Origin of the sequence: Novosphingobium sp. fls2-241-R2A-195, from assembly GCF_030209485.1 — a bacterium.
GTDB classification, from domain to species: Bacteria; Pseudomonadota; Alphaproteobacteria; order Sphingomonadales; family Sphingomonadaceae; genus Novosphingobium; species Novosphingobium resinovorum.
The window spans coordinates 113713-126792 of record NZ_JARVRY010000022.1 but is presented as its reverse complement, the minus strand read 5'-3'; the positions used below and the strand labels follow the sequence as shown (position 1 = coordinate 126792).

Here is a 13080-nt window from a genome sequence, read left to right as displayed (position 1 = left end):
AACGATCGAAAGTCCGCGAGCACGTAATCTGCACCCTCAGGAAACTCCCGCTCAAGCAATGATTTGCGACGCGACGCTCTTGCCTCGCACAAACACTAAGCGTTAACGACACCCCTCTATGCGTCTACGTGCACATCCGGATGGGCCGGATGTGATTCGCATCCTCGAACGGACCTGCTGATGACCGATCTGCCGCATCCGTTTCGAAAGTGCTGCTGACCGGATGCCGGACATCACCACCATCGCCGCGTGCAGCACTGCGCTCGGTGCTATCATGTGCATCGCGATCCTGTTGTCCTGGTTCAAGGACGGTCGCCCGACACAGCGGCGCTGGCAGTTCGCCCCGTTCGGCATTGCGGTGCCAGCCGGTATCCTGCTGACGTATCCGGAAATCCTGCCGGGACCGCTGGGCCTGAGGCTCGGCTGGTTTGCGCTGACCGTCGTATACGGCTCTGCCTGGCTGGCCGCACGAGTGACGGGAGGGCGCCGCCCTCGCCCGCTGCTGATGCTGCTGCCGTGCGTGGCGGTGCTGCTGTTCTCGGCGACTATCGGCGCCGACGATGCGATCTCGGAACTGCGCATGTTGCCGCGCGTGCTGCTCTTTGCGTTGTTCGACGGGCTGGCCGCGCGCGAATTCATGCGGATGCGCCAGCCGCAGTTGCAGTCGGCCACGACGCTCTATTGGATCTTCGCGGTTTTCTGCGTGTTCGAACTGCTGCGCGCGCCATTCTCGCTCTCACTCCCCGCGCCTTTCGGGCCGAAGGAAACGCAAGTCTGGTCGATCGCGCTGTTCAACTTCCTGATCGTGCTGCAAGGGCTGCTGCTCGGCGTGTTCCTGACGGCGCTGGGGCGTGAGCAGCTAGCGGCGCAGCACTATCGTCTCGCCTCTATCGACCCGCTGACCGGGATCGGCAATCGCCGCGCGCTGGACGATCGCATGGAGGCGCTCGCCCGCACGCCTCGGGCAGAAGGAAGCACCGCAGTAGCAGTGCTCGATATCGACCACTTCAAGGCGATCAACGACGGGCTCGGCCACGGTTTCGGCGACATGGTGATCGTCGGCGCCGCCATGGTCGCGCGCGAGACCCTCGGCGCCGGAAACGTGTTCCGCGTCGGTGGGGAGGAGTTCGCCGCCATCATCCAGGCCCGCACGCCAGAGGCGATCATGGCCCGCGCCGAAGCGATGCGTATCGCCTTCGAGGCACGCAGTCACGTCAGCGGTGGCGAAACGCGCCGCTGCACCATCAGCGTCGGCGTAGCCATGCTCGAACCCGGCGACGATCATGCGGCGCGGTTCACCGATGCCGACGAAGCGCTCTATGCGGCCAAGCGCCTCGGCCGCAACCAGACGGTCATGGCCGAGCCGGGTGAACGCAAGGACACGGCGCCGATCGACTTTCGCGCTGCCGCCGGACGCCGCGCCTCCGCCTAGCGTACCGTCAGCGGATCGCGGCCCACGCGCGCCTCACCATCGACGGCGAAGTCCATGATCACGTCCCGGGCCGGATCATAGCGCGGCCAGTTCGGACGCTTGCCGCCGTTGGGATTTCCCGTCGTCGCAAAGGCGACTAGCGTATCGCTGATCGTGTTCCCGATGGCATCGTCGCGGGCGGTCGTGGCGTCGTCATACTTGATCGCCTGGGTGTCGAAGAAGAACGGTATGTCGCTCGCGTGCCCCGCCCCCGGCTTTCCAACCGAAGAGGCGACATAGGAGAAGCGATAGGCGTAGACCGGCACGCCCGACTGCGAGAGCGTGCGCGCGACATCACGGGCACCCTTGATCATGAAGCCGTCCGGGCCGCCCATGTCGGCGCTGGTGGCCCCGACCATCACCGGAACCTTGGCGAACTTGCCGGCAGCATAAGCCTTGGCCACGTCGACGGCGATGCGCCCGTCGACGAAAGGCGAGGAGAACGGCGGGCGCTTCGCCGCGAACAGCGCCTCGAGATTTAGGCCATCGACCACCTGCTCCGCCGGCAGCGCCCGCAGTTTCACGAGCGCCTGGGGATCATCCTCGGCGATGCCCTTGGTCGCGGCGAAGGCGGCCCCGGTCTTTTCGGCTTCGGCCAGACCTCCCGCACCGAGCGCCGTGCCGTCACCGCCGGACATGGCGACGGCCCGCGCGAACAGGCCCTGCGTCATCGGCGAGGTCATCAGCATGTGCACCGACATGCCGCCCGCACTTTCGCCGATGAGGGTCACGTTGTCAGGATCGCCACCGAAGGCCGCGATGTTGTCACGCACCCACTTGAGCGCCGCCACCTGATCGAGAGCGCCGTAATTGCCCAGCAATCCCCCGTCCGCATCCGCCTTGCTCAATTGCGCATGAGCGAAAGTGCCGAAGCGGCCGACCCGGTAATTGAAACTCACCACCATTACGCCTTTCCGCGCCAGTTCCGCGCCCGAGTACGTGGGGGGTGAGGAACCACCGTTCACGAAACCGCCGCCGTAGATCCAGAACACCACAGGCAGCTTCGCTTTGGCGCCTTCCGGCTTCCAGACGTTAAGGTAGAGGCAGTCCTCGGCCGGCGGGGTGCCGAGCGGCGCGGCGTCGCTGGGGAACGGCTTCTGCATGCAGTCATGGCCATAGGCGGTCGCCGGGCGCACGCCCGTCCACGCCGCGACCGGTTGCGGCGCGCGCCAGCGCAGATCGCCCACCGGCGGCGCGGCAAAGGGAATCCCCTTCCAGCTGACCACACCCTTGCTCACTTCTCCCCGGACCTCGCCGCTGCGCGTGACCGCCACAGGATCGGCGACGGCAACCGGCGAACAGGCGGTGGTGGCAAAGAGAATGGCCGAGAGAAAAATGGGCTCTTTCAAGAAGGTCTCCTGACGTCGTTGTCCCGGACTTGATCCGGGACCGCTGGCCGTGAACGTCCCCACCTTTCGGCAAGGCGCACGGCGCACGCTGCGGACTAAAGACCGCCAGCGGTCCCGGATCAAGTCCGGGACGACGACAGCAGCCTGGAGATGGCCTTCTCAAGCGCAGCGGGCTTGTCGGTCGGCGCATAGCGGCGCACTACCTTGCCTTCGCGGTCGATGAGGAACTTGGTGAAGTTCCACTTGATCGATTTCGAGCCCAGCAGTCCCGGCGCCTCGGCCTTGAGCCAGTCGTAAAGCGGCACAGTGTCTGGCCCATTGACCTCGACCTTGCCCATCAGCGGGAAGGAAAGGCCGAAGTTCACCTCGCAAAAGGCTGCTATCTCGTCGGCATCCCCCGGCTCCTGCCCGCCGAACTGGTTGCAGGGGAAAGCGATGATCTCGAACCCCTGCTCGCGGTACTTGCGCCAGAGTTCCTCCAGCCCCTTGTACTGCGGGGTGAAGCCGCACTTGCTGGCGGTGTTGACCACCAGCACCACCTTGCCCAGCCGGTCGGCGAGGCTGATCGTCTCGCCATTGGGCAATGTCGCGTTGAAATCCGCAATGGTGCGAGGGTCTGTACTCACCGATAGCGCTCAGGAAGCCGGGAAATCGGCGCGCCGCGAGAGGTGCCGAATCTCCCCGATGCGCATCGTGTGGTCGCCGTCCTTCTCGATCGCATAGTCGTCCTGCTTCGCCTCGGGCAGTCCCATCACGAAGGCGACCAGTTCCGCCACGGTGCCGCGGCGGATCGTCTTGAAGTTGTGGAACAGCCCGCCGCCGTCCTCGCACTTGTGCAGTTCGGCCGTGTCGTCCCAGCCGAAGCTCCGAGGCGGAGTGCTGCCGGCTGCGATAGTGGACGGGATGTCGCTCATTGGCGGGTTCCTTTCTTATCGCCTGGATTAAGCAATGTGGGAAAGGAAAACCGCGAGTTCAACGGCGGTTCCGGCGAAGAATCAGGAACCTGAGATTGCCCACCCCTGCCCCTCCCGTCAGCGGGAGGGGCATGAGAGAACTGCGCTTGCGCCGCTCAGGTCAGCACCCCGTCATGCAGTCGCACCACCCGGTCCATCGCCGCCGCCAGCCGCTCGTTGTGCGTGGCGACGAGCGCGGCGCTGCCCTCTCCGCGCACCAGCGCGAGGAACTGGGCGAAGACCTTGTCCGCCGTCGCCTCGTCGAGATTGCCGGTGGGCTCGTCCGCCAGCACCATGTGCGGACGGTTGGCCAGCGCGCGGGCCACGGCAACGCGCTGCTGCTCGCCGCCCGAGAGCTTGCTCGGGCGATGCTCCAGCCTTGCGCCGAGGCCGAGCGCCGTAAGCAGCTCGGTCGCCCGCGCATCGCACTCGGAGCGCGGCTTTCCGGTGATCAGCTGGGGCAGCACGACGTTCTCGATCGCGTTGAAGTCGGGCAGCAGGTGATGGAACTGATAGACGAAACCGATGTGATCGCGACGCACCGCCGCGCGCTGGTCCTTGCCCAGCTTGCTGGCGTTGATCCCGGCGATCTCGATCCTGCCGCCGAAGCCGCCTTCGAGCAGGCCGATCGCCTGCAGCATCGTCGACTTGCCCGATCCCGAGGGACCGAGCAACGCGACGATCTCTCCGGGGCGGACTTCGAGGTTCACGCCGCGCAGGACGTCGATCTTCACCCCGCCCTGCTCGAAGCTGCGGGTCACGTCGGTCAGGCGGACGACCGGGTCAACGATATCATTCATAGCGCAGCACCTGCACGGGATCGGTGCTCGCCGCCTTGTAGGCGGGGTAGAGCGTGGCAAGGAAGCTGAACACCAGCGCCATGATGCAGATCGTGGCGATCTCCACCGGGTCGGAGCGCGCAGGCAGCTCGGTCAGGAAGCGGATCGAGGGATCCCACAGGTTCTGGCCCGTCAGGATCTCCACCAGATGCACGATCGGCTGGCGGAAATAGAGGAAGATGAAGCCGATGATCACACCCGCCACGGTGCCCATCGCGCCGATGCAGAAGCCCGCCGTGACGAAGACCTTGAGCAGCGAGTGCCGCGTCGCCCCCATCGTGCGCAGGATCGCGATGTCGCGTGTCTTGGCGCGCACCAGCATGATCAGCGAGGAGAGGATGTTGAACACCGCCACCAGCACGATGATCGACAGGATCACGAACATCGCCACCCGCTCCACCGCCAGTGCCTCGAACAGCGAGGCGTTGATGGTCCGCCAGTCGGTGACCACGGCGCGGCCCGAGAGCTGGCGCGTCAGCGGCGCGAGTATCTCACCCACCCGGTCGGGGTTGTTGGTGGTGACCTCGATCATGCCGATCTGGTCGCCGGTCAGCAGCAGCGTCTGCGCGTCCTTCATCGGCATGACCACGAAGGCGTTGTCGTAGTCGTAGACGCCGATCTCGAAGATCGCCGCGATGCGGTAGGCGATCTGGCGCGGCACCGTGCCGAAGGGCGTCGAGCGGCCCGCCGGGTTGATGATGGTGATCACGTCGCCCACTTGCGCGCCTAGGTTCTGCGCCAGCTGCTTGCCGATCGCGACGTTGTCGGACCCGGTCTTCAGTTCGGGGAGATTGCCCGCCTTCACCTTGTCGGCAAGGCGGTTGATGTCCTCGCCGGTGTTGCCGCGCACCAGGATAGCCTCGACCCGGCCATTGAAGCTGGCCAGCAGCGGCTGCTCGATCAGCGGCGAGGCGCGGGTGACGCCGGGCGTCCCCCGCACGTCCTCAAGGACGCTCTGCCAGTTGTCGAGGCGGCCGCCGTAGGCCTGGATGATGGCATGGCCGTTGAGGTTGACGATCTTGTCGAACAGCTCGGCGCGAAAGCCGTTCATCACGCTCATGACGATGACCAGCGCGGCAACGCCGAGCATGACCGCGACGAGGCTGATGCCGGCGACGAGAGCGATGAAGCGCTCGCCTTTTCCGGGCAGCATGTAGCGCTTGGCGATCGTCCATTCGAAGGGGGATAGGATCAAGCGAGGGGGTCCGTCTTGAAAAGGTGAAGAGGCATTAGGATGCGCGGGCGGTGCTGGCAAGCTGCGGGCGGGCGGATGGTTCCCGAGGGGGTGGTACGAATGCGGGAGGTCTGCAGGGTTTACACTGTCTGATGGGTGAACCGTTGATGCCTTACCGCCGGTGAAGGGCGGATTTTCGTGGGTTTTAAGCGCAGCGCGAGCTGATCGGTGTGACCTTACGAATGCGATGTGTCACCTTGTGGGGCAAAGGTGTCACCTTGTGGTGTAAACTTGTGCGGTCTGCGGTGATCGGACTGGGTATGGGTGTAATGTACCGGACCCGGCCGCGTGTAGGAAAGCGGACCGTCGGCAAGCGCCCCATTGCGGACAATCCAACGCGGCGATAACTCAGCGTTGATGGATCATCTGAATACATGCTGTGTCATTGGCGGAAGGAAAGACCGTCTCAATTTCCGGAGACGCATTTGTGAAAGGAATGGTCTCATTGTTCTGCCATCAAAGAGGCGCGTCAAATTCGGCTTCGTGCATCTTAAGGTGGTAATACCAGAGAGCTATTCCGCATTGCGCGCTATTCGCGTTGCACGAGCGCTCAAGGCGCGACCAAAGGTTTATAAGTTAACGCACGTAGCCAAGGCACTTTGCGATTTCGCTAACCGCCCAATCGGCCCACGGCCTCCACGGTTGTGGTATGGCCCCGTCCCACGCAATTGAGTTTGCGTCCGCTTCCCACCCGTTTTCGCCATTCCGGGCGGCGAGCGCTGCGCTCTATAGCCGTCCGTCCGGTGCTCGCCGCGCGCGAAGAAATGCAGCCTGACCGGACACGCACCAAAACGGCCCTTCCTTGACAGATGGCTAGCTTACGATGCAGCCTTTCAGGCAATCGAGACGATATTCACTCACCTCTATCTGGTGCGTCTATGCTTGGCTTCATTATTTCGTTTATATTTAGCTTGGCATTCTTCATCATCGCCGCGTTCACAGGTCCGACTGCACAGTGGGACAGATATTGCCTTGGCCTGAAAGAAGAAAAGAAAGAGAAATTTCATTCTTCAGTCCTTTGGAAAAAATATAAATCCGAAATCTTTGACGCTACCTATATGAGCCTTTCGATTTTAGCTGCGGCAGCCATCGGATTGGCCAACAGATTAGATGGCATTCAGCCTATATCTCGACTGCTCGTAGCCACCCCCTTAGCGTTGGTTACGTTAGGCCTACTGTGTTGGCGAATTCACCGGATTTGGCGACGTGCAAATCCTCGCAAAGAAGCCGATAGCTGCTAAGCTAGAGCGACTTTCAGCCTGTCCGGAAACCACCCAAGTCAAGCCTCCCAACCCCGCTCAGGCTGAGCTTGTCGAAGCCCCTCGAGGCTGGGCGCTCCGGCTCCCCTGCTTGGACAAGCCCAGCATGAACGGGGAAAGTGATGCATGGCTCCCAAACCCGTCATCTTCCCGTCACCAAACGGGCGCAGGAACCACCGCCCTCAACGGCCCATCCCTTCCCCCTTGCTTTTCGACGCGATCGCAGCCAAATGCGCGTCGCGTTTGGACGCGCCAGTCGGGCTGGAAAAATACCATGAACATGACTCACCCCTTCCTTGATGTCGACGGGGACAAACTGCGCGAAGAGTGCGGTATTTTCGGTGTTATCGGGGCAAAGGAAGCCGCGGCCATCACCGCCGCCGGGCTCCATTCGCTCCAGCACCGCGGGCAGGAGGCGGTGGGCATCACCAGCTTCTCCGGCGCGGAGTTCCACTCGCACCGCGGCATCGGCCACGTGGCGCAGGTGTTCCGCCAGAAGGAAGTGGACACCCTCCCCGGCTCGATGGCCTCGGGTCACGTGCGCTACGCCACTACCGGCGGCTCGGGGCTTCGCAACGTCCAGCCGCTGTTCGCCGATCTTGCCGACGGCGGCTTCTCGATCGCCCACAACGGCAATATCTCCAACGCGATGACGCTCAAGCGCGATCTCGTGGCCAAGGGCTCGATCTTCCAGTCGACCTCCGACACCGAGGTGATCATCCACCTCGTCGCCACCAGCCGCTACCCCACGCTGCTCGACCGCTTCGTCGATGCCCTGCGCATGGTGGAAGGCGCCTACTCGCTGATCTGCATGAACAACGAGGGCATGATCGCCTGCCGCGATCCGCTGGGCATCCGCCCGCTGGTGATGGGCCGCATTGGCGACGCCATCGTCTTCGCTTCCGAAACCGTCGCGCTCGACATCGTCGGCGCCGACTTCGTGCGCACGATCGAGCCGGGCGAGATGGTGCAGGTCGATCACAAGGGCACGATCTCCAGCCACCGCCCGTTCGGCAATCCCTCGCCGCGCCCGTGCATCTTCGAGCACGTCTATTTCTCGCGCCCCGACTCGGTCATGGACGGCCTTTCGGTCTACCAGGTTCGCAAGCAGATCGGCGTCGAACTGGCCAAGGAATCCTTCGCCGACGCCGACGTGGTCATCCCCGTACCCGACAGCGGCGTTCCCGCCGCGATCGGCTATGCGCAGGAATCGGGCATCCCGTTCGAGCTGGGCATCATCCGCTCGCACTACGTGGGCCGCACCTTCATCCAGCCCGGTGACGCCGCCCGGCACGCCGACGTGAAGCGCAAGCACAACGCCAACCGCGCCGTCGTCGAAGGCAAGCGCATCATCCTCATCGACGATTCGATCGTGCGCGGCACGACCTCGAAGAAGATCGTCGAGATGATGCGCGATGCGGGTGCCGCCGAAGTGCACATGCGCATCGCCAGCCCGCCGACCGAGCACTCGTGCTTCTACGGCGTCGATACGCCCGAGCGCTCCAAGCTGCTGGCGGCGACGATGGACACCGAGGCGATGGCCGACTTCATCAAGGCCGACAGCCTCGCCTTCGTCTCGATCGACGGCCTCTACCGCGCCGTCGGCGAATCGGAGCGCAAGAAGAGCTGCCCGCAGTTCTGCGACGCCTGCTTCTCGGGCGAATACCCGACCAAGCTGACCGACTTCTCGGACCGCTTCCCGGAACTCGACGCAGCGTGACATTCAAGGATCAGGTCGCACTCGTCACCGGCGCCAGCCGGGGTATCGGTGAAGCCACTGCCGTTGCGCTGGCCGCTGAGGGCGCGCATGTCGTCCTGACCGGGCGCGATACCAAGGCGCTCGAACGCGTCGAGGAGCGCATCTACGAGGCAGGCGGATCGGCCACGATCGCCCCCGTCGACCTCGTCGAGCCCGACGGCATCGCCCGCCTTGCCAGTGCCGTGCAGGACCGCTGGGGCAGGCTGGACGTGCTGGTGATCAACGCGGCGATTCTGCCCGAACTCACCAGCGTCGCCGACATCGACCAGCGCGCCTTCAACAAGGCGCTGACCACCAACGTCCTCTCGACGCAGGCGCTAATCGCGAACTTCGATCCGCTGCTGAAGAAGAGCCCGAACGCGCGCGTGGTCGGCCTGACCACCACCGTCGCGCAGGCACCGCGCGCCTACTGGGGTGCCTACGGCGCCACCAAGGCCGCGTTCGAAGTGCTGCTGGACTGCTACGCGCAGGAAACCGCCAAGACCTCGAACATTCGCATCGCCATCGTCAACCCCGGCGCCACCCGCACCGCCATGCGCGCGCGGGCCTATCCGGGCGAGGCACCGGCCTCGGTCAAGCCGCCCGAAGTCGTGGCGGACCGCCTCACGGCGCTGCTCGGAGAGAGTTTCGCGACGGGCCACCGGGAAACCGTTAACCAGCCGCAATAACCGGATCGTAACCCCAAACTGGGACACATCGGGCAAATTGGCGTTGTAGACACGTCGTAATTTGCGCGAGGTCGCCCATGGATCACACCCAGCAGGAACGCTACGCCGCCGCCGCGCAGGAAGATCGCAGCGCGCATCGCAACCGCATTTCGATCCCTGCCACGCTGCGCCCCTCCGGGTCCAAGAGCTTCCAGACGGCGGTGCGCGACTTGTCGCTCTCCGGCTTTTCGGCGACCGCGATGAGCCACATCGCGCCGCGTACGATGTGCTGGCTGACGCTGCCCGGCAGGGAAGAGGCGCTGCCCGCGAAAGTGGTGTGGTGGGACAACGGGCTTGTCGGCTGCGCTTTCGAGCAGTTGCTGGAGCCGCACGAACTGGATGCGGTCATGACGCGCTGGAACCGCGATCGGCGCTAACCGTCATCCCAGCGAAGGCTGGGATCGCTCTCGGCATATTTGGAGATTTCGGCGAGGCTTCTCTAAAGTCAGCGGCGCCCTGCCGATGGGACGCATCATGGTCATAGCGGTCCCAGCCTTCGCTGGGATGACGGGCTTTTGATCTCGACGATCTCCTCTCAATCGAGCGTCTTCACCAGCGTCACTTGCGCCACATCGATCCCGCCGCCGAGAAATCCTCCCTCGCAGTACATCAGATAAAACCGCCAGAGCCGCACGAATCGCTCGTCGAAACCCGAGGGCAAACGCCCTTCCTCCACCGCGAGATCGAAATTCGCCCGCCATTCGCGTAAGGTGCGCGCATAGTCCGCCCCGAAACCGACGCGATCCTCCCAGACCAGCCCCCTCTCCTCGGCCAACGCGCGGAACTCGCTCTCGCGTATCAGCATGCCGCCGGGAAAGATGAAGGTCTGGATGAAGTCGGCGCTGCGGGCATAGCCCTCGAAGATCGCATCCGGCATCGAGATCAGTTGCAGCGCCGCCAGCCCGCCCGGCTTCAGATTGCGCGCGATGCAGTCGAGGAACTCCGGCCAATAAGCCTGCCCGACAGCCTCGACCATCTCCACCGACATGATCGCATCGTATTGGCCGGAAACGTCGCGATAGTCCTGCTTGCGAAAATCGACGCTGCCACGTCCGTCACTGCGCTCGAACGTCCAGCGTTCACGCGCATAGGCAAGCTGCTGGTCAGAGAGGCTGATTGCATCGACGTGCACCTCGGCATGGCTGGCGACGAAGGCCGCAAGCGTGCCCCAGCCACAGCCGATTTCCAGCACCCGATCGCCGGGTTCCAGCTCCAGCCGCTCGACGATCGCGCCCGCCTTGGCCGACTGCGCGACGTCCAGTTCGGTCACGAACTGGGCATAAGGGTTCGGCCCCGACACGACTTCGGAATAGAGCGCACTGGAATAGAGCATCGTTTCGCCCAGCCACTGCCCATAGAAGTCGTTGCCGAGGTCGTAGTGCGCGTGGATGTTCTTCAGCGAGCCCTTGCGCGTGTTGCGATGAAGCGCATGGAGCGCGCGGGTCAGCAGCCGCCACGGGCCATGCGCACGGCCGGTGTCTCCCAGCGCCATGGCATTGTCCATGAACAGCGCGAAGAGCGGCACCGGGTCCGGGCTGTCCCACTCGCCAAGGTCCCAAGCCTGATACCAGCCGACCGAGCCCGCCGTCGCCAGCCGCAGCAGCGCGCGCCAGCTGGTGATCTCCACCACGGCGTCGAAACCGGATTGACGACCGCCGAGCAGCCGGGTCTGACCGCCGGGCAGCGTCGCCATGATCGAACCGCGCTCCAGCCCGCGATCAATGCGGTCGAGAATCCGGTGCACCCCGCCCGACCACAGCCGCGCCAGCAACTGGGAGCCGACGCCGATCGCGCGCCCTCCCCCCACAAGTTCCCCACCTCTGCCCGGCGCCTGTGCGTTCATGGACGCGATGATGGACTCGATTTTGCGCCTGGGCAATTACTCAAGATGCGAAGCCGATTGCCCAAGAACATCGTCCTCGACTTGATCCGGGACCGGTGGCTGTCTTTAGGCGCGCGCCTCGTCTCTGGGGCTTCGACAAGCTCAGCCTGAGCGGAATTTAAAAATCTGCCTGGAATACCGCTCACGCTGAACTTGTCGAAGCCGCGTAGGCGCAAACCGCCACCGGTTCCGAATCAAGTCCGGCACGACGTCGCTTCAGCTACCCTTCGCCTGCTGCCACGCCGACAGCGCCCGCTCGCGCGCGTCGCGGTGCTCGATCAGCTTGTCGGGGTAGCCCTTCGGCCGCTTGCCCGAGGGCGGGTCATGGATGTCCGCGTCGGACAGGTCCGCCAGCTCCGGCACCCATTCGCGGATGTAGGCTGCGGCGTCGAACTTCTCCGACTGGGTGAGCGGGGCCATGATCCGCACGAACATGTTGGCGTCCACACCCGATCCGGCGGTCCACTGCCAGTTCACCGCATTGCTGCCATAGTCCGCATCGACCAGCGTGTCCCAGAACCACTGCTCGCCCGCGCGCCAGTCGATGAGGAGATGCTTCACGAGGAAACTCGCCGCGATCATCCGCACGCGGTTGTGCATCCAGCCGGTGTGCCACAACTGCCGCATCCCGGCATCGACGATGGGATAGCCGGTGCGCCCCTGCTGCCACGCTTCCAGATCGCGCGTGCTGGTGCGCCAGGGGAACGCGCCGAAGGGATCGCGCGCGTAGCGGCCGCCGTAGTCGGGATACTGCAGGATCACGTTCTGCGCATAGTCGCGCCAGCCGATCTCGCCGAGGAACGTCGCGACCGACCCACCCGCGTCCGCCACCGCATGCCAGACCTGCGCGGGCGAGACCTCCCCGAAGTGCAGGTGCGGCGAGAGCATGGAGGTGCCCTCCACTCCCGGCAGGTTACGCTGCCCCTCATAGGCAGAGGCTTCCTCGACGAAGGCATGCAGCCGCTTGCGGGCGCCCTCCTCTCCCGGTTCCCACATCGCGCGCATGCCGCCCGCCCAGTCGGGCGTGGTGGGGAGTAGTTTCCAGTCGGCCAGCGTATCCGACTCCGGCCACTTCGATGGCGCAGCAATCGTCTGCGGCCGCCGCTGCGGATCATGCGGCGGCATCCGCTCACGCAGGGCGCGCCAGAACGGCGTGTAGATCTTGTAGAGCCCGCCCGAGCCGGTCGTCACCGAGCCCGCCGGGGCGAGGTAGTTGCCGTGGTGCAGGCAAAGCGTCAGCACCTTGCCCACCGCCTTCTCGGCATTGCGCCACCACGGTTCGTAGTGATGCAGCGCGTGGACCTCCTGCGCACCGGTCTCTTGGGCGAGCTTGGCGAGAACCTCATCGCTTCTCCCCCGCCGCAGGATCAGCCGCGAGCCCTTCTCCCGCAAAGCCGCGTCGAGGCTTTCGAGCGAATGGTGCAGCCACCAGCGCGAGGCGCCGCCCATGGCGCGATGCCTGGGCGTCTCGTCGTCGAGGATGTAGACAGGTATCACCGGCCCCTTGCGCGCGACCTCGGCGATGGCAGGTTGATCGGACAGGCGCAGGTCGCGCCTCAGCCAGACGATGACAGGAGAACTCATGAGCGGGGCAACGTCCTTCGATAACCGGCGTTCCCTAGCGCGA

The 13080-nt window shown here is 64.6% G+C and carries 12 protein-coding genes; 5 read left to right on the top strand and 7 right to left on the bottom strand.

What is annotated here, in order from left to right:
* Positions 1-223: 223 nt before the first annotated feature.
* A complete protein-coding gene (locus tag QRN25_RS16715; RefSeq protein ID WP_271181150.1) occupies positions 224-1432 on the top strand; it encodes a GGDEF domain-containing protein in 1209 nt (402 codons plus the stop codon).
* On the opposite strand, the gene QRN25_RS16710 is transcribed toward QRN25_RS16715, so the two are convergent.
* The 5 genes from QRN25_RS16710 to QRN25_RS16690 all read right to left on the bottom strand — a co-directional run bounded on the left by QRN25_RS16710 (position 1429) and on the right by QRN25_RS16690 (position 5807).
* Positions 1429-2820 (bottom strand): carboxylesterase/lipase family protein, encoded by a 1392-nt coding sequence (locus QRN25_RS16710; RefSeq protein ID WP_285020350.1) that lies wholly within the window; start codon positions 2818-2820, stop codon positions 1429-1431. The genes QRN25_RS16715 and QRN25_RS16710 overlap by 4 nt on opposite strands.
* 119 nt (positions 2821-2939) lie before the next feature.
* Positions 2940-3446, bottom strand: coding sequence for a glutathione peroxidase (locus QRN25_RS16705; protein ID WP_285020349.1), 507 nt, complete (start codon positions 3444-3446; stop codon positions 2940-2942).
* Between the two features lie 9 nt (positions 3447-3455).
* On the bottom strand, positions 3456-3734 hold the full coding sequence (locus QRN25_RS16700) for a hypothetical protein (RefSeq protein WP_008829733.1): 279 nt from the start codon (positions 3732-3734) through the stop codon (positions 3456-3458).
* Positions 3735-3889: 155 nt separating this feature from the next.
* Positions 3890-4573 carry an ABC transporter ATP-binding protein gene (locus QRN25_RS16695; RefSeq protein ID WP_285020347.1) on the bottom strand — a complete coding sequence of 228 codons (684 nt, stop codon included), beginning with the start codon at positions 4571-4573 and terminating at the stop codon, positions 3890-3892.
* Entirely contained in the window at positions 4566-5807 is a 1242-nt protein-coding gene (locus QRN25_RS16690) for a lipoprotein-releasing ABC transporter permease subunit (RefSeq protein ID WP_271181154.1), read from the bottom strand. The genes QRN25_RS16695 and QRN25_RS16690 overlap by 8 nt, the downstream gene beginning before the upstream one ends.
* A 917-nt stretch (positions 5808-6724) precedes the next feature.
* On the opposite strand from QRN25_RS16690, the gene QRN25_RS16685 reads away from it, so the two are divergent.
* The 4 genes from QRN25_RS16685 to QRN25_RS16670 all read left to right on the top strand — a co-directional run bounded on the left by QRN25_RS16685 (position 6725) and on the right by QRN25_RS16670 (position 9948).
* A complete protein-coding gene (locus QRN25_RS16685) occupies positions 6725-7087 on the top strand; it encodes a hypothetical protein (RefSeq protein ID WP_285020346.1) in 363 nt (120 codons plus the stop codon).
* Positions 7088-7379: 292 nt separating this feature from the next.
* Complete coding sequence (gene purF, locus QRN25_RS16680; protein ID WP_271181157.1) at positions 7380-8825, top strand: amidophosphoribosyltransferase; 1446 nt, start codon at positions 7380-7382, stop codon at positions 8823-8825.
* Positions 8822-9532, top strand: coding sequence for an SDR family NAD(P)-dependent oxidoreductase (locus tag QRN25_RS16675; protein WP_285020345.1), 711 nt, complete (start codon positions 8822-8824; stop codon positions 9530-9532). Before purF ends, QRN25_RS16675 begins: the two co-directional genes overlap by 4 nt.
* A gap of 77 nt (positions 9533-9609) precedes the next feature.
* On the top strand, positions 9610-9948 hold the full coding sequence (locus QRN25_RS16670; protein WP_008829728.1) for a PilZ domain-containing protein: 339 nt from the start codon (positions 9610-9612) through the stop codon (positions 9946-9948).
* 158 nt (positions 9949-10106) lie between these two features.
* Here QRN25_RS16670 and QRN25_RS16665 read toward each other — a convergent pair whose 3' ends face one another.
* Both QRN25_RS16665 and QRN25_RS16660 read right to left on the bottom strand, forming a co-directional pair.
* Positions 10107-11414, bottom strand: a complete 1308-nt coding sequence (locus tag QRN25_RS16665) for an SAM-dependent methyltransferase (RefSeq protein WP_285020344.1) — start codon at positions 11412-11414, stop codon at positions 10107-10109.
* A 255-nt stretch (positions 11415-11669) separates the two neighbouring features.
* On the bottom strand, positions 11670-13037 hold the full coding sequence (locus QRN25_RS16660) for a cryptochrome/photolyase family protein (RefSeq protein WP_285020343.1): 1368 nt from the start codon (positions 13035-13037) through the stop codon (positions 11670-11672).
* Positions 13038-13080: the final 43 nt, after the last annotated feature.